This window comes from Nonomuraea terrae, assembly GCF_044465245.1.
GTDB classification, from domain to species: Bacteria; Actinomycetota; Actinomycetes; order Streptosporangiales; family Streptosporangiaceae; genus Nonomuraea; species Nonomuraea terrae.
Genome location: NZ_JBITLL010000006.1, coordinates 623,724 through 642,506, shown reverse-complemented (window position 1 = coordinate 642,506; position 18,783 = coordinate 623,724). Strand labels below are relative to the sequence as shown.

The window sequence follows — 18,783 nt, the reverse complement described above, 5'->3', positions numbered from 1 at the left end:
ATTACCCCCGCAGATCCAGAGCGATGTCGAGGGCCGCCGCCGAATGCGTCAGCGCTCCCACCGCAAGGTAGTCGACGCCAGTTTCCGCCACATCACGGGCCGATTCCAAGGTCAATCCCCCACTTGCCTCAAGCGCAACCCTGTTTTCCGCTCGGGTTCTCACGAGATTCACCGCTCCAGCTGTGTCCTCGACCGTGAAGTTGTCCAGGAGCACCAGCTCGGCTCCCTCGTCCAGCACCGGTTCGAGCTGGTCGAGCCGGTCGATCTCCACCTCGATCGGCAGCTCCGGGTAGCGCTCCCTGACCAGACGGAACGCCTCGGCCACGCCGCCCGCGGCCACCACGTGGTTGTCCTTGATCAGGGCGGCGTCGGACAGCGACATGCGGTGGTTGACGCCGCCGCCGCAGCGTACGGCGTACTTCTCCAGCGCGCGCAGGCCGGGCAGGGTCTTGCGGCTGTCGCGGACGCGGGCGCCCGTGCCGCTGATCGCCTCGACCCACCTCGCGGTCAGCGTGGCCACCCCGGACAGATGGGTGAGCAGGTTCAGCGCCGTACGCTCGGCGGTCAGCAGGGCGCGCACCGGCCCCTCGACGGTCATGAGCACGTCGCCGGCCCGTACGCGCTCGCCGTCCTTGGCGCGGCGCTCGGCGCGCGCGGCCCCCAGCCGGACGAACACCGCCTCGGCCACCGCGAGCCCGGCCACCACGCCGTCCTTGCGGGCCACCACGTCGGCCGCGGCACGCTGCTCGGCCGGGATGGTGGCCAGACTCGTCACGTCGCCCTCCTCCTGGAGGTCCTCCGCCAGCGCACGATCGATCAGCGCGTCCACCTCGGCCGGGTCGAGCCCGGCCGAGGTCAGCTCCTGCGCCAGCCGTGACGGCATCGCGTCCCCATGCGGTGTGTACGTCATGCCCAGCCCCTCCTCGTTCAGGGTCACGTCCAGGTGGCCCAGCCATTCGTTGTCGTCGCGGGTGTCGTGGTCCTCACGCCAGTGGGAGCCGCGGGTCTCCAGCCTGGCCGCCGCCGCGCCGGTCAGCACGGTGGCGACGGTGAGCAGGTTCGTCGTCTCCCACGACTCGGTGCACGGCGGCACCTCGACCGGCGTCCAGCGGGCGTCGCGCAGCGCCCTGGCGGTGGCGACCAGCGACTCGCGGCTGCGCAGCACGCCGGCCCCGGTGCTCATGTGGGCCTGGACGCGCGGCCTGACCCGCGGGTCCACCAGCCCGGACGCGGCCCCGCCTGGGACGGGTTCGCCGGGCGCGGGGCGTACGGCGTGGATGTCCTCGGCGATGCGCTCGGCGAAGACCAGCCCTTCCAGCAGGGAGTTCGAGGCCAGCCGGTTGGCGCCGTGCACGCCCGTGCAGGCGACCTCGCCGCACGCGTACAGACCCTCGATCGAGGTACGGCCCCGCAGGTCCGTGCGGACGCCGCCGCTGGCGTAGTGGGCCGCCGGCGCCACCGGGATGAGGTCGGTGGCCGGGTCCACGCCGTGCTCCCGGCAGACCGCGTAGATCGTCGGGAAGCGCGACTCCCACTTGTCGCGGCCGAAGTGGCGGCCGTCGAGGAACATGTGGTCGCGGCCGGTCTCGCGCATCCTGCGCATGATCGCCTTGGCCACGACGTCACGCGGCGCCAGGTCCGCCAGCTCGTGCACGCCCGCCATGAACCGCTCGCCCTCGTGGTCGACCAGGAACGCCCCCTCTCCCCTGACCGCCTCCGAGATCAGCGGCTGCTGGCCGGTCGAGCCCGCGCCGAGCCAGAGCACGGTCGGGTGGAACTGGACGAACTCCAGGTCGCGCACCACCGCCCCGGCCCGCAGCGCGAGCGCCACACCGTCGCCGGTGGAGACCGCGGGGTTGGTGGTCGCCGCGTACACCTGGCCCATGCCGCCGGTGGCCAGCACCACCGCCCTGGCGTGCACCGCGCCCACTCCGTCGCGCTCGCCCTCTCCCATGACGTGCAGGGTCACGCCTCTGGCCCGGCCACGGGCGTCCTTCAGCAGGTCGAGCACCAGGGCGTGCTCGATCACTTCGACGCGGGCGGCGCGTACGGCCTCGGCGAGCGCCCGCTGCACCTCGGCGCCGGTGGCGTCGCCGCCGGCGTGCACGATCCGGCGCCGCCGGTGCCCGCCCTCCCGCGTGAGCTGGAGCTCTCCGTCGGCCGTGCGGTCGAACCGGGCGCCGCGGGCCATGAGCCGGCGCAGCGCCCCCGGCCCCTCGGTCACCAGCGTGCGCACGGCCCGTACGTCGCACAGCCCGACCCCGGCGAGCAGCGTGTCGTTCAGGTGCTCCTCCGGCGTGTCGCGCGGGTCGAGCACCGCCGCGATGCCGCCCTGGGCCCAGCGGGTGGAGCCGGACGACAGCACGTCCTTGGTCACGACCAGGACCCTGGCCGCCGGGTCCAGCTCGGCGTACCGCAGGGCCACGGTCAGGCCCGCGATGCCCGAGCCCACGACGACCACGTCCGCCTCGACGGTCCAGCCGGGGGCGGGAGCGGTCAGCCGCAGGGGAATCGCCGGTGCACTCATGGGGGCTCTCCTCATCTGAGGCGATTTCGTCAACATGACGATAACGCCACGCGCGTCGTGCGCATGCCCCGGGGTGCGGTCGATCAGGCGGGGTTCAACGTGACGGTGACGTTGTCGATCAGCCGCGTGGAGCCCACCCTGGCGGCCACCGCGAGCACGGCCATGCCGTGGTACGCCTCGTTCACCTCGGTGAACGTGGCCGGGTCGACCAGCGCCAGGTAGTCGAGCTCCAGCTTCGGGCCGGCCTGGGCGAGCACCTCGTGCGCGGCCGCACGGATCTTGTCGGGGGTCAGCTGGGCCGCGCCGGCGCGCAGGGCCCGCGAGAGGGCCAGCGCCACCTTCCGGTCGTCGTCGGACAGGTAGCGGTTACGGCTGGACAGCGCCAGGCCGTCGGGCTCACGCACGGTCGGGCCGCCCAGGACCTCGACCGGCACGTCGAGGTCGGCGACCATGCGGCGGATGAGGGCGAGCTGCTGGGCGTCCTTCTGGCCGAAGACCGCGAGGTCGGGGCGGACGAGGTTGAACAGCTTGAGCACCACCGTGAGCATGCCGTCGAAGTGGCCCGGCCGGGAGGCGCCCTCGACGACCCGGCCCATCTCGCCGGCGGACACACCCACCTGCCGGCCGGGCGGATACATGTCCTCGACGGACGGATGGAACACCACGTCGACGCCCTCGGCCCGGCACACGTCCAGATCATCATCGAACGTACGGGGATAGCGCGAAAAATCCTCATTAGGCCCGAACTGGAGGGGATTGACGAAGACGCTGACCACGACCTGATCCGAGCGCACCCGAGCCTGCCTGATCAGCGAACGGTGCCCCTCGTGCAGCGCGCCCATGGTCGGCACCAGTGCCACCGTTCCCTCGCGGCGGGCCGCGACGAGGTCTGCCCGGTTCCTGGCGACGATCAGATCCATGGTTGCCCTTTCACGCGACGGTCAGGTCCATATATTGCCCCCCAGCGCGTCGAGCAGCCGCTCCGCCTCCTCCGGTTTGAGCAGCCCGGCGGCCAGCGCGCGGTCGGCTGTGAGCCTGGCCAGCGCGACGTAGGCGTCGGCCGCCTCGGGCGCCGCCAGGATCAGCGCGTCGACGTGTTTGCGCACCGTGCCGGCGTCGCCGCGCACGACCGGGCCGGTCAGCCCCGCGATGCCGAGCCGCAGCACGTTGTCGAGCGCGGCGCCGAGCAGCGGGCCGAGCATGCGGCCGGGATGCTCGACGCCGATGCGCCGCAGCAGGTCGGACGACTCGGCGATGAGCGTGACCATGTGATTGGACGCCCCGGCCAGGGCCGCGTGGTAGAGCGGGCGATCGGCGTCCGCGATCCAGACCGGCTCGCCGCCCATCTCGATCACCAACGCCTCGGCCACCGGGCGCACCGCCTCCGGCGCGGTCACGCCGTAGGAGATGCCGGTCAGTTTGTTGAGGTCGTCGTCGCGGCCCGTGAACGTCATCACCGGGTGCAGCGCGAACGGCAGCGCGCCCGCGGCCGCCGCCGGGTCGAGCACCGACAGCCCGTGCGCCCCGCTCGTGTGCACCAGCATCTTGCCCCGGAGGTCGGCCCCGGTGGCGGCCAGCCCGCTGACCAGCGACGGCAGCACGTCGTCGGGCACGGTCAGCAGCACGAGCTGGGCAGCGGAGACCACCTCGTCGGGCGGGGACGGCTTGACCCCGAGCCGCTCGGCCATCCACCGCTGGGAGTCATCCGACACGCCGCTCGCGGCCACCACGCGGTGGCCCGCCTGCGCGAGCGCGGCTCCCAGGGCCGATCCGACCTTGCCCGCCCCCAGCACGCCGACAGTCAGCCGTGCCGGCCGATCACCTGCGTCCATGACGTCTCACCCCTGTCGACCCGATGGCATCGCCATGCGTAACGGCCTGTTGTGTTGCCCACGGTAAGCCACGCCCACCGGCCCTCAGCCAGGGGGCATGCCACCGTGACTGGGGCTTTGCTGCCGGTTGAGTTATCGACAAAAGCGACAAGGGCATACAAATCGTGCACCCCCTGTCGGAAGAGATGAGGAGAGGGGTTCATCGCATGGCGGCGGGCGCCGAGTCCGTTTGGGACCGACGCCCGCATCGGATGCGACCTCTTGGAGGTGCGCCGGCTGGCCAACCGCCGACTGACCAGCCGGGAGAGGAGCCCGGACCGGCCTGCGCCGGCCCGGGCTCTTTCTTCTACCAGTGACGCTTGTACCCGTGGACCCCCGCGCCGCCCTTGCAGCCGGCGACCGCGAAGCCGAAGACCGCGACGCCGTTGCCGCAGACGTTGACCGGGGCGTTGATCGGGACGCGGACTTGGTTGCCGGAGATGATGCCGCCCTTGCCGCTGGTGATGTCGGCGTGCGCGGCGGGGGCGGCCAGCGTCATCGCGGCGACGGCTCCGGTGAGGACCAGGACCTTCTTCAGCATGAGGGGCTCCTTTCGGTTGCGCGGCCATGGCCGCGGGGGGTGCTTGCTCGAGCGAACCCCTCCGCCATTCGGTTCTGATGACGAAGCGCATTCACTCGATGACAACAAGTAAAGGCTAGCGCAAGACCGCCACGTTGAGTAGTCATGAAATTACTCCGCGTTCTGTCGGCGAGTCATGAGATAGTCCAGGGCATGTGGCTCACCTGGCGCGCCGCGACGGAACGCGCGCTGTACGGCGAGAAGGGCTTCTACCTCCGCGAACGCCCGTCAGGCCACTTCCGCACCTCGGTCAGCGCGTCGGCGGTGTTCGCCGACGCGGTCCTGAGGGTGCTGTCGGAAGTGGACGCGGAGCTCGGCCACCCCGCCGGGCTCGACCTGGTCGACATCGGCGCCGGCGAGGGCGTGCTGGTCACCCAGGTGCTGGCCGCCGCCGGCCCCGGGCTGCGCGACCGGCTCCGCGTCACCGCCGTCGACGTGTCGCCCCGCCCGCCCGGCCTGCCGGAGCGCGTCCGGTGGTCGCGCAGCCTGCCCGCCCAGATCACCGGGCTCGCCGTCGCCAACGAGTGGCTCGACAACGTGCCGCTCGACGTGGTGGAGCAGACCCCCGACGGGCCACGGCTGGTCATGGTCGACGTACGCACGGGCGAGGAGCGGGTCGACGGCCCGCTGCGCCGGGCCGACCTGGCCTGGCTCGAACGGTGGTGGCCGCTGCCCTGCGTGGGGGCGCGGGCCGAGATCGGCCGCCACCGCGACGAGGCGTGGGCCTCGGTCGTGGCCCGCCTCACCAGGGGCAGGGCGGTGGCCGTCGATTATGCACACCCTGTGGACAACCGTCCCCTCCACGGCACGCTGACCGGATACCGCGACGGCGCGGTCGTCCCGCCCGTACCCGACGGGAGCTGCGACATCACCGCCCACGTCGCGCTCGACGCGTGCGCCGAGGCCGGGCGGCGGGCCGGCGCGATATCCACAACCTTGTCCACACAGCGCGAGGCGCTGCGGGCGCTGGGCGTCACAGGGGCCCGCCCGCCGCTGGAGCTGGCCCGCACCGATCCGAGCGGCTACCTCAGAGCCCTGGCCAGGGCGTCGGAGGAGGCCGAGCTGATCGACCCGGCCGGGCTCGGCGGCTTCGGCTGGCTCAGCCAGCGGCGCTGAGCTCCAGCGCCTCCAGACCGCGGATGACGTAGCCCGGCTTCCACGACGGCTCCGCGCGCAGCTCCAGCGTATCCGCCCGGTCCAGCAGCGCGCCGAACGACTCCATGAGCTCGATGCGGGCCAGCGGCGCCCCCAGGCAGAAGTGGATGCCCGCGCCGAACGAGATGTGTGGGTTGTCCACCCGGCCCACGTCGAGCCGGTCGGGGTCGGGGAAGACCGCCGGGTCGCGGTTGGCCGAGCCGAACAGCAGCGCCGCCTCCGTGCCGCGCGGGATGCGCACGCCGTGCACCTCGATGTCCTCCAGCACCCAGCGCTCGAACATCTGCAGCGGCGTGTCCCAGCGCATCAGCTCCTCGATCGCCGTGGGCAGCAGGGAGCGGTCCTCGCGCAGCCGGGCCAGCTCGGCGGGGTTCCTGAACAACGCCCACCAGCCGTTGCCCGTGACGTTCACGGTGGCCTCGTGGCCGGCGTTGAGCAGCAGCACGCAGGTGCCGACCAACTCGTCCTCGGTCAGCTCGTCGATCTGGGTGAGCGCGCTGACGAGGTCGTCGCCCGGGACGCGGCGGCGATCCGCGGCCAGGGCCTTGAGGTAGTCGGCGAACTCCGTCGCCGCGCGTACCGCCGTGTGCTGGGCCTGCGGGGTGGGGTTGAGCTCGTACATGCCGCAGATATCGGCTGACCAGGGGCGGAGCAGGTGGCGGTCGGCCTCGGGGATGCCGAGCATCTCGGCGATGACCGTCACCGGGAGGGGCTCGGCGACCTCGGCGATCAGGTCGCCGCCGCCCTTGTCGACGTACGCGTCCACCAGGCTCCGGGCGATGGCCCGGACCTGGGGACGCAGTGACTCGACCATACGCGGGGTGAACGCCTTCGAGACCAGCCGGCGCAGTCTGGTGTGCACCGGCGGCTCGACGTCGAGCATGCCCGCCCTGATCACCCGCCAGAACGGCTCCTGGAACTCCGGCTCCGGCGGCCTGCCGAACTCCTCGTGCGTGGCCACGTGCAGGTACGACCGGCCGAGGCGGCGGTCGCGCAGCAGCGCGTTGACGTCCGCGTGCCGCGCGACGAGCCACTGGCCCGTCGGCTCGAAGTAGCTGACGGGCGCCTCGCGCCTCAACTCGTCATAGACCCGGTACGGGTACGCCACGAAATCCGGATTCCAAGGATCAAAGCCCACTAGTGCATCTTAGAAGCCGTTTCTCCCTCCGCCGAGGTCGCGACCTTCTTGCGCTGCCTGCTGCGCATCCGGATGTTGAGCAGCTCCACGACGACCGAGAACGCCATCGCGAAGTAGATGTAACCCTTGGGGATGTGCTGGTCGAGCCCCTCGGCGACGAGCACGACGCCGATGAGCACCAGGAACGCCAGCGCCAGCATCTTGATGCTCGGGTGCTGGTCGACGAACCGGCTGATCGGGCCCGAGGCGAAGAGCATCACCAGCACGGAGACCACCACGGCCGCGATCATGACGCCGATCTCCTCCACCATGCCGACCGCGGTGATGACCGAGTCGAGCGAGAAGACGATGTCCAGCAGCATGATCTGCACGATCACCGACGTGAACGAGACCGCGGCGGCCTGCTTGCCGTCCTCGCCGTGCGCCACGTCCATCGTGTGGCTGATCTCGGTGACGCTCTTGGCCAGCAGGAACAGGCCGCCGACCAGCAGAATCAGGTCACGTCCGGAAATTTCATGCCCGAGGACGGCGAAGAGCGGCTCCGTTAACTGGACCACCCACGACAGGCCGAGCAGCAGGAGCAGCCGGCTGATCAGCGCGGCGGCCAGGCCCAGCACACGTGCCCGCTCCCGTTGTTCGGGCGGCAGCTTCCCCGCGAGGATGGAGATGAAGATGATGTTGTCGATCCCCAGCACGATCTCCAGGGCGACGAGGGTGAAGAAGCCGATCCAGATCTGCGGGTCGGTCACCCAATCCAACATCGGCGCACCTCCATTGACTAGTAGCTGACGGTTTCCGGTAGCAACGAGCCGGGCGCGGCATAAGTTCGCGCTTGCGGTTGCCGGCAAGGTGTCGGATGGGGGGCGTGCGATGAGCGGTTTGTCCTTGGTATAGTCCCCGGCGTAGGTCATGAGTGCCAGCGACAAGCCCCGGCTAGCTGGCCGGCAACCCTCGCGTCCGCGGCGGGGTGCCCCGGGTGAAGACCTGGTCCGCCACGGGGTGTGGCGGGCAAGCGCGGGCTCCGTGGCTGCTCCCAGGGGTCCGACGACCCTTGCAGGAGGCATGCCGTGTCGACCCTGACGATCTTCAGCTCCGTCCCCGCCCAGACGACCCCATCGCAAACGGGCCCGTCGAAGCCCGGTTCGTCGCAGCCCGGCCAGTCACAGCCGGGCAAGTCACAGTCCGGCCAGTCACAGTCCGGCTCGTCACAGTCCGGCTCGTCGAAGACGGGCGCGGCGCAGACCGGCGCATCGCCGGCCGGCCAGTCGGAGCTCGGCCCGTCGCTTGCCGGTCTCTCGCAGGCCGCCGAGGCGGAACGTCCTGTCCCGGCCGTGCTCGGCGCCGACCTCCAGGTGCCGGTGAAGGGCGGCAGGCTCGTCGGGTACGCCAACCTCGACTACGCCGCCAGCGCCCCCTGTCTGGAGCCGGTCAGCGCCGCCGTCGCGGCCGCGCTCCCGGCCTACTCCAGCGTCCACCGCGGCGCCGGCTACGCCTCGCAGCTCACCACCGCCCGCTACGAGCAGGCCCGCCACACCGTACGGGCCTTCGCCGGAGCCCGTCCCGACGACGCCGTCATCTTCACCCGCAACACCACCGACGCCACGAACCTGCTGGCCGGCTGCCTGCCCGAAGGCACCACCACGGTGGTCTTCGACACCGAGCACCACGCCTCCCTGCTCCCCTGGAAGACGTCCGTACGGCTGGCGCCGCCGGCGTTCCCCGGCGAGGCCGTACGCGCGGCGGACGAGGCGCTGGCCGCCATCGACGGGCCGAAGCTGCTCGTCGTCACCGCGGCCTCCAACGTCACCGGCGAGCTGTGGCCCATCGCCGCCCTGGCGCACATCGCGCACCGCCACGGGGCCCGGATCCTCGTGGACGCCGCCCAGTACGTGCCGCACCGGCGGCTCAACCTCACCGCGCTCGACCTCGACTACGTGGCCTTCTCGGGGCACAAGCTGTACGCCCCGTTCGGCGCCGGCGTGCTGATCGGTCGACGCGACTGGCTGGCCGGCGGAGAGCCGTACCTGAAGGGCGGAGGCGCGGTGCGCTCGGTGAGCGACACCACCGAGTGGCACGACGACCCGGAGCCCCGCCACGAGGCCGGCACCCCGAACGTACTGGGCGCCATCGCCCTGGCCGCCGCCTGCGACGCTCTGACCGCCACTGACTGGACCCCACTCGTCCGGGAGGAAGAACGCCTGATCGCACGCCTGCGGTCGGGCCTCGCCGCGATCAAGGGCGTGCACGAGCTGTCCCTATGGGGCGACGACCACCCCCGGGTGGGAATCGTCTCGTTCACCGTCGCCGGCTACACGGCCCGCGAGGTGGCGGAAATCCTGTCCAGCGAGTACGGCATCGGCGTCCGCGACGGCAAATTCTGCGCCCACCCCTTCCTCCAGCACCTCCTGGGCGAGGCCGACGGCGGCTGCGAAGACGACACAGCCTCAGCCGTACGCGCCTCCATCGGCATCGGCACCACCGACGAACACGTGGACCGCCTCCTCAACGCCCTCCACGCCCTGACCACCCCCTGACGTCGGCCGGGTCACGATCCGCCAGGCTTCGGCCGACGACCTCCGGTAGCCGGCCGAGAGCCACCGCACGCGCCCCGAACCGCCCCACCATCCTCGACCACGAGCGCACCTCCGTCGTGGTCGGGCAGGGCTGGCCACGCACGGCCGACCACGCATGGCTGGCCGCACCCGGCCGATCACGCACGGCCGACCACACACGGCCGACCACACACGGCCGACCACACACGGCCGGTCACGCACGGCCGACCACACACGGCCGGTCACGCACGGCCGACCACACACGCCTACAGTGCCCGCGCGTTCGACGAAGTGCCGTCGGGCCACGATAGGAACGCTGGATCGCCAGCCCTGCAGATTTACGGCGGAGAGGCCCACGTGTCTGGTGTGCCGGCGTTCTGGGTGGTGGCTGATGCTCTCGCGATCCATGCAGCCTTGCATCGCTACGGCATGACCCGGCACAGCAGCCCCGTAGCACACGGTCAGCGCCGGCACCGGCCAGCACCTGGTCAACGCCCTTCCACCCAGCACGCGACCGAGCCGACCCGGCACAGCGGCCCCCAAGCAGAGGCAGCGCGCCCGCACGCCGCCGACACCACCGGCGACACGACGACCGGCGGCACGGCGGCACGGCGGCGGGGCACCGCTGACAGCACCACAGCACCCCGGCGCAGCACCGCTGACAGCACCACAGCACGACAGCACCCCGGCGCAGCACCGCTAGCAGCACCACAGCACGACAGCACCCCGGCGCAGCACCGCTAGCAGCACCACAGCACGGCGACAGGGCGCCGCAGGCGGAATCACCGCCCGTGCACGCGGCGTTCCAGCCACGCCGTTCGGCCCATGCGACGGCCCCGACCACCGACTGGATCCCACCCCTGGTTTCTCCCTTCACAGGACCTCAGCCACAGACTGTGAGGTGGAAGGGCACTCAGCCCGGCAGGGGTGGACTATCCCTGGCCGGCGGAGAGGGTGCGTCAGCGGTTTGGTGGTTTGCGGTGTTGGGGTGGTTCGTCGGCGATGAGGGCGTCGATGTCTCGCATGTCCTCGTCGCTCAGTTTGCTGCCCGCGCCTCTCTCTGATGGCTGGTGCGGGACCTTTGGTCGGTCGGTTCGGTCCCTCGCTTCCGTTGGCGTGGTGCGGCCACCGGTCTGGCCGGCCTCCGGGCCGCCGGGCGGGCCCGCCTCCGAGCGGCCGGTGGTTCCGGCGGCTGTTCCGCCGGCTGCGCCCGCCGCCGTGCCGCCGGTCGTCGTGTCGCCGGTGGTGCCGGTGGTGCCGGTGGTGCCGGTGGTGCCGGTCGTGCCGGTGCCGGTCGTGCCGGTGGTGTCGATGTCGGTGTCGGCGTCGGTTCTGGTGCGGCTTGGGGTGTGCGCGGCCAGTTCGCGTTCCATCTCCCGGCGTTCCGAACGCCTGCGGAACATCGCGTGGAAAATGCCGTCCAGGCCCAGCCGTCCACCGCCCAGCGCCAGGAAGAGCAAGCAGAGCGCCCCCAGCGCCCCCGCCAGCTCCCATCCGCCTTCGGAGACCAGGACACCGCGTTCCCAGTGCGCGAACACGATCGCGCCGAGCATGTTGAGCAGCAACAGCAGCGCCACCGGCCGCACCAGCAGCCCAAGGATCAACAGGACGCCGCCGATCATCTCGACCGCCATCGCGTACCCGGCGGCCAGGTCAGGCATCGGAATCCCCATTTCCGAAAAACCCTGAGCCGTGGCTCTGTGTCCGCCCTGCCATTTCTGCCAGCCGTGGGCCACGAAGATCACGCCAGTGGCAATCCGCGCGATGAACGCGGCTATGTCAAACACAACTCTCTTCATGGTGCTATCTCCCCCCGTTCCCGGTATTCCTCCCCGTGTCCGGCTTCGGAATGCGTTTCATGCCATCTCTTGACCATCCCCCGCGCTGGCCCGCCCAACGGGACGGTGGCAGCATGGCCGTATGACGGAACGCGTGGTGGGAATCGGCGCGGGCGCGAAAGAGCTGGCCACCGAGGACATGGTCCTCAACATCGGCCCACAGCACCCGTCCACCCACGGCGTGCTGCGGCTCCGGCTGACCCTCGACGGCGAGCGCATCACCGCCGCCGAGCCGATCGTCGGCTACATGCACCGGGGCGCGGAGAAGTTGTTCGAGGTCCGCGACTACCGCCAGATCATCATGCTGGCCAACCGGCACGACTGGCTGTCGGGGTTCGCCAACGAGCTGGGCGTGGTGCTGGCCGCCGAACGCATGCTCGGCATGGAGCCCCCGGTGCGGGCCGTGTGGGCGCGTACGCTGCTGGCGGAGCTCAACCGGGTGCTCAACCACCTGATGTTCCTCGGCTCTTACCCGCTGGAGCTCGGCGCGATGACGCCGCTGTTCTACTCCTTCAACGAGCGCGAACGCATCCAGGCTGTCATGGAGGAGATCTCCGGCGGGCGCATGCACTACATGTTCAACCGGGTCGGCGGCCTGAAGGAGGACCTGCCGTACGGCTGGCTCGACCGGGTGTCGGAGGCCGTCGCCGAGACCCGCCGCCGCGTGCCCGACATCGAGGATCTCATCCTGCACAACGAGATCTTCATCGCCCGCACGAAGGGCGTCGGCGTGCTCTCCCGCGAGCAGATCATGCAGTACGGCGTGAGCGGCCCCGTCGCCCGCGCCTCCGGCGTCGACTTCGACCTGCGCCGCGACGACCCGTACCTGGCCTATCCCGAGCTGCCGGTGAAGGTGGTCACGCGCGGCGCCGGCGACTGCCAGGCTCGCTTCGAGGTGCTGTTCGACCAGCTCAAGGTCTCGCTCGACCTGGCCGACGCCTGCGTCGAGAAGCTGCGCTCACTGCCGCCCGGCCCGATCAACCAGCGGCTGCCGAAGGTGCTCAAGGTTCCGGAGGGTCACACGTACGCGTGGACGGAGAACCCGCTCGGCATCAACGGCTACTACCTGGTCTCGAAGGGCGACAAGACGCCGTGGCGGCTCAAGCTGCGCTCGGCGTCGTACAGCAACATCCAGGTGCTGCGCGAGATACTACCCGGGCACCTGGTCGCCGACATGGTGGCCATCCTGGGCTCGATGTTCTTCGTCGTGGGTGACATCGACAAGTGACGCGACAAGTGACGCGACAAGTGACGCGACAAGTGACGCGACAAGTGACGCGACAAGTGACGCGACAAGTGACGCGACAAGTGACGACGAGTAAACCCAGGACAGAGACGACGGCGGGTCCATAAGCTCAGGGCCATGGCTGACATCGCCTTCCGGGCCAACGCCGAAGACGAGCGGATCATCCGTGCCGCCCTACGGGAAGGCGAGCGGCCCAGCGACGTCCTGCGCCGCGCGCTGCGCCTGCTGCAACGTGACATGTGGCACGACCGCCTGCGCGGCGGCTCCCGCCCGGCGGCCGAGGGCCTGCCCGAAGAGCGCTAGTCGCGCTGGTCGGCCTCGTCCTGCTCGGTCGGGATGCGGCAGGCGTGCTCGAGGTAGAGGGCGGCACAGATTAGCGCCACGCACGACACGAACGACCCCGTCGCGACGAAGAACTCCGTACGCGGCGTGTCACGGTCGAGCAGCTGCACCGTGTAGAGGGCGAACCCGGCGAACAACCCGCCGAATCCGGCCCCCGCGTACGCCGACGCCTTGGCCAGCGCCGCCAACCGGGCCACGGCCAGCGGCTCCACCGGCTTGGTGCCGGGCCTCCTGGCGATGCGCGCCTTGGTCACCCAGCCGCTGTAGCCCTCGCCGATGGCGAGCAGCAGCACGGTGGGGATCGCCGTCCATGGCATGAGGGGCAGGTCGGCGTAGACCCGCGAGATCACCGCCCACGCGATCAGGGCGACGATGACCAGGACGCCGACGAGGTGACCGGGATGTGTGGGCTTCAATCGGGCCTCTGCAGCTTCAGGTCGTCGCGCAGGCGCACCCCTTGGCGATCGAGCCCCGCCACAAGCTCCGCCACCCGGCCGTGCCCGGGCAGCACGCCCTCGGGATCGACCTTCGCCCACGGCACCAGTACGAACGCGCGCTCGTGTGCCCTGGGGTGAGGCAGCGTGAGGTCGGGGTCGTCGCAGACGGTGTCGCCCACCACGATCAGGTCGATGTCGAGGGTGCGCGCCCCCCACCGCTCCTCGCGGACGCGGCCGAAGGCGTTCTCCACGCCCTGCGCCCGCTCCAGCAGCGTGCGCGGCTCCAGGGTGGTCTCCGCGATCACGATCGCGTTCAGGTACGGCCGCTGCCCGCCGGGGCCGCCGACGGGGTCGGTCTCGTAGACGGGGGACGCCTTGACGAAATCGAGCCCCGGCGCGTCGAACAACGTGTCCACGGCACCCTGCAGCGTCTGGAAGCGGTTGCCCAGATTGCTGCCGAGAGAGAGCACCACCTTCATGCGCGGCTCCGCTCGATCGTCACGACCACGTCGTCGAACGGCAGCGGGATGGGCGCCGCCGGTTTGTGCACGCTCACCTCGACCCGCCGCACCAGCTCGCTGGCCAGGCACACGTCGGCCAGCCGCTGCGCCAGCGTCTCGATGAGCTGAACGGGCTCGCCCTCCACCACCTCGGTCAGCGCCTGGGCCAGCTCCCCGTAGTGGACGGTCTTGGTGAGGTCGTCACCGGCCGCGGCCGGCGCGGTGTCGAGGAACAGCGTCGCGTCGACGACGAACTCCTGCCCGAGCTCCCGCTCGGCAGCGAGCACACCATGCCTCCCCCGGGCCCGCAGGCCTTTGAGGGCGATGCGATCAGCGCTCAAGCTCGCCCTCCTCCTCATCGTCGTCGTCGCCCTGGAGCACCGGTGAACCGTGGTGCATCCACAACCGCCAGCCCTGTGGGGTGCGGACGTAGACGTTGCTGGCCACCACCTTGCCCGCGGCGAAGCTGGCCTCACCCTCCTCCCCCGCGGTCAGGATGTTCTCGACGCAGGTCAGCACGGCCACATCGCCCAGCACGGTCGTGTCGACGTCGGTCAGCACGAACTGGATGTAGGTGGTGTTGGCCATGATCAGCGCCCACGAGCGCAGCACCTCGGAGCGGCCCTGGAGGAGGGTCCAGCCCGGATGGACGCAGGTCACCTGGTCGTCAGGGGAGTCCTCGGCCCAGATCTCCGTCATCTTGTCGAGGTCGCCGCTTTCGATCGCGGCGTAGAACTCCTGGTTGACCGTCTCGATGGCTGCGGTGTCGACGCTCATGTGCCTGCTCCGGCTCTCTTCCATGCAGCGGCAACGCGTACCGCATCGGCGTTGGGGGCCACCTGGTGGACGCGTACGCACCACGCGCCCGCGTGCGCGGCCAGCGCCGTCACGGCCATCGTGGCGTCGTCACTACGGTCGAACGGCCGTGGCGTGCCGTCGGGCGCGGCCAGCAGCCGCCCCAGGAAACGCTTGCGGGACGCGCCGATGAGCAGCGGATAGCCCAGCTCGGCCAGCTTGGGGATGCCGGCCAGCACTGCCCAGTTGTGCTCGGCGTTCTTGGCGAAGCCGAGGCCGGGGTCGAGGACGATCTGCGCCTGCGTCACACCTTCCGTGAGGACGAGGTCGACCCGCTTGGTGAGCTCGGCGCACACCTCCGCCACCACGTCCTTGTAGACGGCGCGGGATTGCATGTCATGGCTGTGGCCGCGCCAGTGCATCACGACGTACGTGACTCCGGTCTCGGCGACCACGCGCGGCATCTCGGGGTCGGCCAGGCCGCCGCTCACGTCATTGACGATCTTGGCGCCGGCCTCGACCGAGGCCCTGGCGACTTCGGCGCGCATCGTGTCGACGCTGACCACCACGCCCTCGGAGCTCAGCGCCCGGACCACCGGGACGACCCGGGCCAGCTCCTCCTCCAGGGAGACCCGTGCCGCGCCCGGGCGGGTGGACTCGCCGCCCACGTCGACGATGTCGGCACCCTGGCCGATCAGGTCGAGGCCGTGGCGGATGGCAACCGCCTCGTCGAACCACATGCCGCCGTCGGAGAACGAATCGGGTGTCACATTGACCACACCCATCACGAGGCACCGATCCGCACCTCCCGGCACGTTGATGGGCACGCTAGTCATGGAGCAAGCCTAGGCGCTTCCCCATACTTGTTGACATCGTGGGTACCCCGTTCGGTCGTCACCGGCCCAGGATCAGCGCCATCGCCTCGGATCGGGTCTTGTCACTCGTACGGAAGTCGCCGCGCACCGCCGAGGTCACCGTCCTGGCGCCCGGCTTGCGTACGCCCCGCATGGTCATGCAGAGGTGTTCGGCCTCGATCACCACGATGACCCCGCGCGGCTCCAGCACCCGCATGAGGGCGTCGGCGATCTGCGAGGTCATGCGCTCCTGGACCTGCGGACGGCGCGCGTACACGTCGACCAGCCGGGCCAGCTTCGACAGCCCGGTCACCTGGCCGCGCGCGTTGGGGATGTACCCCACGTGCGCCAGCCCGTGGAAGGGCACCAGGTGGTGCTCACACGTGGAGTAGACCTCGATGTCCTTGACGAGCACCATCTCGTCGTGGTCGACGTCGAAGACCTTGGTGAGCACCTGCTCCGGCGTCTGGCCGAGCCCGGAGAACTGCTCGGCCATCGCGCGGGCGACCCGGGCGGGCGTCTCGATCAGGCCGTCACGGTCGGGATCCTCGCCTATGGCGTAGAGGATCTCGCGGACGGCCTTCTCGATGCGTGCCAGGTCGACGTCATGCTCGGTCACGGCCGCGCTCCGCTCGGCAGGCTCGCTCGCCGTACGCCTTGCCCCGCTCCGGTCGCTACGCTCCTGCCGCTTCTCCGGGCGACGGCACTCACTCGTGTGGTCACGCAGAGTCCCCCGACGGCAGGGCTTCCTGGTGCCCGCCGGTGAGCGAGCCGTTGGCCGACTGCTTCTCCTTGGGGGTCAGGATCGGCGGGCGGTCCGACGGGAGCCGCTTGCCGTAGCCCGCGTAGGACGGGCGGTGTTCCTTGACGATCACCGGGGCGAAGATCTCGAGCACCTGCTGGCGGGAGAGGGTCTCCTTCTCCATGAGCTCCAGCACCAGGTTGTCGAGCACGTCGCGGTATTGGACCAGGATGTCCCAGGCCTGGTCGTGCGCCGTCTCGATCATCCGGCGGACCTCTTCGTCGATCGTGGAGGCGATCTTCTCGGAGTAGTCGCGCTCGTGACCCATTTCGCGGCCGAGGAACACCTCGGCCTGGCCGCTGCCGAACTTACGGGCGCCCAGCGCCTCGCTCATGCCGTATTCGACCACCATGCGACGGGCGACGGCTGTGGCCTTCTCGATGTCGTTGGAGGCGCCGGTGGTGGGCTCGTGGAAGACGAGCTCCTCCGCCGCGCGACCGCCGAGCAACATCGCGAGCTGGTCCATCATCTCGGACCTGGTGGCCAGGAACTTGTCCTCCATCGGCAGCGTCATCGTGTAACCGAGGGCGCGGCCGCGGGACAGGATCGTGATCTTGTGGACCGGGTCGGAGTTGGGCAGCGCGTGCGCCACCAATGCGTGACCGCCCTCGTGGTAGGCGATCATCTTCTTCTCCTTGTCGGACATGACCCGCGTCTTGCGCTCGGGCCCTGCCATGACACGGTCGATCGCCTCCTCGAGGACCTCCATCGTGATCAGCTTCTGGTCGGCCCGCGCGGTGAGCAGGGCCGCCTCGTTGATCACGTTGGCCAGGTCGGCGCCGGTGAACCCGGGGGTGCGGCGCGCGATGACGTCGAGGTCGACGTCGGGCGCGAACGGCTTGCCGCGGCCGTGGACCTTGAGGATGCCCTTGCGGCCCTCGAGGTCGGGACGGTCGACGGTGACCTGCCGGTCGAACCGGCCGGGACGCAGCAGCGCGGGGTCGAGGATGTCGGGCCGGTTGGTCGCCGCGATGAGGATCACGCCGCCCTTGACGTCGAAGCCGTCCATCTCGACGAGCAGCTGGTTGAGCGTCTGCTCGCGCTCGTCGTGACCGCCGCCCAGGCCGGCGCCGCGGTGGCGGCCGACGGCGTCGATCTCGTCGATGAAGATGATCGCCGGGGCGTTGGCCTTGGCCTGCTCGAACAGGTCGCGCACTCGCGAGGCGCCGACACCCACGAACATCTCGACGAAGTCGGAGCCGGAGATCGAGTAGAACGGCACGCCGGCCTCACCGGCGACGGCGCGCGCCAGCAGCGTCTTACCGGTGCCGGGCGGGCCGTACAGGAGCACACCCTTGGGGATCTTGGCGCCGATCGCCTGGAACTTCGCCGGGGCCTGCAAGAACTCCTTGATCTCCTGGAGCTCCTCGATGGCCTCGTCGGCGCCGGCGACATCGGCGAACGTGGTCTTGGGGGTGTCCTTCGTGATGAGCTTGGCCTTGGACTTGCCGAAGTTCATCACACGCGAGCCGCCGCCCTGCATCTGGTTCATGATGAACAGGAAGAGCAGCACGATGATGACGATCGGCAGGAAGCTCACCAGCAGGCTGACCAGGATGTTGTCCTGGGGCACCTCGGTGGTGAAGCTCTTGGTCTTGCCCGCGTCGACCTGAGCCTGCAGCTCATCGGTCAGCTTGCTGCCGTAGCCGGTGACCCAGTCGGACTGGATCAGCTTGGTCGGTGCGTCGCCGGACTTGACCGAGACCGGGTTGTTGAGGGTCACCTCGATCCGGTTGTCCTTGTCGACGATCTTGGCGTTGCTGACGTTTCCGGCGCGAATCTGCTGAAGGACCAAGGACGTGTCGGCCGTCTTGTAATTTCCGCCGCCACCGAACAACTGCGTGACGAGCAGGAGCAGCACGACGATGCCCAGGATCCACAGCAGTGGCCCACGTGTAAATCGCTTGAGATCCATCCGATGCGGAACCCCTTGCGGGCCCGTCCCTTCCTGACCATGGCCTGGAACCCCGGGCTGGCCCGGGGCCGCGGCATCCGGCACCGCGACTTCTGACTACCCGAAGGCGACACGCGGTCACCCTCCAGGAGTCTGAAGGTACACCGGCAGAGCGCACGGAGGGACCCGCCCGCTGCACCGGCCTTGCCCTTTCAACGTACGTCACGTCGGGCGGTGTTCCCGGACATGTAC

18 protein-coding genes and 1 riboswitch are annotated in these 18,783 nt (G+C 70.3%); of the genes, 4 read left to right on the top strand and 14 right to left on the bottom strand.

From position 1 onward, the window contains the following. Position 1: 1 nt before the first annotated feature. The 4 genes from ACIBP6_RS32400 to ACIBP6_RS32385 all read right to left on the bottom strand — a co-directional run bounded on the left by ACIBP6_RS32400 (position 2) and on the right by ACIBP6_RS32385 (position 4,939). On the bottom strand, positions 2 to 2,527 hold the full coding sequence (locus ACIBP6_RS32400) for an L-aspartate oxidase (RefSeq protein ID WP_397057631.1): 2,526 nt from the start codon (positions 2,525 to 2,527) through the stop codon (positions 2 to 4). A gap of 83 nt (positions 2,528 to 2,610) precedes the next feature. Then, the gene (gene panC / locus ACIBP6_RS32395) at positions 2,611 to 3,447 is read right to left on the bottom strand and encodes a pantoate--beta-alanine ligase (protein ID WP_397057630.1); all 837 of its coding nucleotides are present in this window, start codon (positions 3,445 to 3,447) and stop codon (positions 2,611 to 2,613) included. Positions 3,448 to 3,468: 21 nt separating this feature from the next. Next, positions 3,469 to 4,359, bottom strand: coding sequence for a Rossmann-like and DUF2520 domain-containing protein (locus ACIBP6_RS32390; protein ID WP_132614448.1), 891 nt, complete (start codon positions 4,357 to 4,359; stop codon positions 3,469 to 3,471). A 346-nt stretch (positions 4,360 to 4,705) separates the two neighbouring features. Further along, positions 4,706 to 4,939, bottom strand: a complete 234-nt coding sequence (locus tag ACIBP6_RS32385) for a chaplin (protein WP_132614446.1) — start codon at positions 4,937 to 4,939, stop codon at positions 4,706 to 4,708. 192 nt (positions 4,940 to 5,131) lie between these two features. Between ACIBP6_RS32385 and ACIBP6_RS32380 the strand changes: the two genes are divergently transcribed. Then, complete coding sequence (locus tag ACIBP6_RS32380) at positions 5,132 to 6,094, top strand: SAM-dependent methyltransferase (protein ID WP_397057629.1); 963 nt, start codon at positions 5,132 to 5,134, stop codon at positions 6,092 to 6,094. Here ACIBP6_RS32380 and ACIBP6_RS32375 read toward each other — a convergent pair. Together ACIBP6_RS32375 and ACIBP6_RS32370 are read right to left on the bottom strand one after the other, a co-directional pair. Next, positions 6,078 to 7,271 carry a cytochrome P450 gene (locus tag ACIBP6_RS32375; protein WP_397057628.1) on the bottom strand — a complete coding sequence of 398 codons (1,194 nt, stop codon included), beginning with the start codon at positions 7,269 to 7,271 and terminating at the stop codon, positions 6,078 to 6,080. The genes ACIBP6_RS32380 and ACIBP6_RS32375 overlap by 17 nt on opposite strands. Continuing rightward, positions 7,271 to 8,032 (bottom strand): TerC family protein, encoded by a 762-nt coding sequence (locus tag ACIBP6_RS32370; RefSeq protein ID WP_397057627.1) that lies wholly within the window; start codon positions 8,030 to 8,032, stop codon positions 7,271 to 7,273. Before ACIBP6_RS32370 ends, ACIBP6_RS32375 begins: the two co-directional genes overlap by 1 nt. 144 nt (positions 8,033 to 8,176) lie before the next feature. Next, positions 8,177 to 8,292, top strand: a riboswitch (SAM riboswitch). Between the two features lie 310 nt (positions 8,293 to 8,602). Here ACIBP6_RS32370 and ACIBP6_RS32365 point away from each other — a divergent pair. Then, positions 8,603 to 9,805 (top strand): aminotransferase class V-fold PLP-dependent enzyme, encoded by a 1,203-nt coding sequence (locus ACIBP6_RS32365; protein WP_397057943.1) that lies wholly within the window; start codon positions 8,603 to 8,605, stop codon positions 9,803 to 9,805. Between the two features lie 977 nt (positions 9,806 to 10,782). Here the strand turns inward: ACIBP6_RS32365 and ACIBP6_RS32360 are convergent. Beyond that, on the bottom strand, positions 10,783 to 11,622 hold the full coding sequence (locus ACIBP6_RS32360; RefSeq protein WP_397057626.1) for a DoxX family protein: 840 nt from the start codon (positions 11,620 to 11,622) through the stop codon (positions 10,783 to 10,785). 121 nt (positions 11,623 to 11,743) lie between these two features. Here ACIBP6_RS32360 and ACIBP6_RS32355 point away from each other — a divergent pair, with 121 nt between their 5' ends. Then, positions 11,744 to 12,889, top strand: a complete 1,146-nt coding sequence (locus ACIBP6_RS32355) for an NADH-quinone oxidoreductase subunit D (RefSeq protein WP_397057625.1) — start codon at positions 11,744 to 11,746, stop codon at positions 12,887 to 12,889. Between the two features lie 135 nt (positions 12,890 to 13,024). Then, positions 13,025 to 13,210: a hypothetical protein gene (locus tag ACIBP6_RS32350; protein WP_397057624.1), complete on the top strand. Its 186-nt coding sequence runs from the start codon at positions 13,025 to 13,027 to the stop codon at positions 13,208 to 13,210. Here ACIBP6_RS32350 and ACIBP6_RS32345 read toward each other — a convergent pair. The 7 genes from ACIBP6_RS32345 to ftsH form a co-directional block, all read right to left on the bottom strand. Further along, positions 13,207 to 13,665 (bottom strand): DUF3180 domain-containing protein, encoded by a 459-nt coding sequence (locus ACIBP6_RS32345; RefSeq protein WP_397057623.1) that lies wholly within the window; start codon positions 13,663 to 13,665, stop codon positions 13,207 to 13,209. The two genes, ACIBP6_RS32350 and ACIBP6_RS32345, sit on opposite strands and share 4 nt — an antisense overlap. Further along, on the bottom strand, positions 13,662 to 14,165 hold the full coding sequence (folK, locus tag ACIBP6_RS32340) for a 2-amino-4-hydroxy-6-hydroxymethyldihydropteridine diphosphokinase (RefSeq protein ID WP_397057622.1): 504 nt from the start codon (positions 14,163 to 14,165) through the stop codon (positions 13,662 to 13,664). The genes ACIBP6_RS32345 and folK overlap by 4 nt, the downstream gene beginning before the upstream one ends. Further along, a complete protein-coding gene (folB, locus tag ACIBP6_RS32335) occupies positions 14,162 to 14,527 on the bottom strand; it encodes a dihydroneopterin aldolase (RefSeq protein ID WP_397057621.1) in 366 nt (121 codons plus the stop codon). The genes folK and folB overlap by 4 nt, the downstream gene beginning before the upstream one ends. Beyond that, on the bottom strand, positions 14,517 to 14,963 hold the full coding sequence (locus tag ACIBP6_RS32330; RefSeq protein ID WP_132614426.1) for a nuclear transport factor 2 family protein: 447 nt from the start codon (positions 14,961 to 14,963) through the stop codon (positions 14,517 to 14,519). The genes folB and ACIBP6_RS32330 overlap by 11 nt, the downstream gene beginning before the upstream one ends. Further along, positions 14,960 to 15,817 carry a dihydropteroate synthase gene (gene folP, locus ACIBP6_RS32325; protein WP_449595496.1) on the bottom strand — a complete coding sequence of 286 codons (858 nt, stop codon included), beginning with the start codon at positions 15,815 to 15,817 and terminating at the stop codon, positions 14,960 to 14,962. Before folP ends, ACIBP6_RS32330 begins: the two co-directional genes overlap by 4 nt. Positions 15,818 to 15,875: 58 nt before the next feature. Then, positions 15,876 to 16,454: a GTP cyclohydrolase I FolE gene (folE, locus tag ACIBP6_RS32320; RefSeq protein ID WP_132614424.1), complete on the bottom strand. Its 579-nt coding sequence runs from the start codon at positions 16,452 to 16,454 to the stop codon at positions 15,876 to 15,878. Between the two features lie 100 nt (positions 16,455 to 16,554). Next, positions 16,555 to 18,552 carry an ATP-dependent zinc metalloprotease FtsH gene (gene ftsH, locus ACIBP6_RS32315; RefSeq protein WP_132614422.1) on the bottom strand — a complete coding sequence of 666 codons (1,998 nt, stop codon included), beginning with the start codon at positions 18,550 to 18,552 and terminating at the stop codon, positions 16,555 to 16,557. Positions 18,553 to 18,783 lie beyond the last annotated feature (231 nt).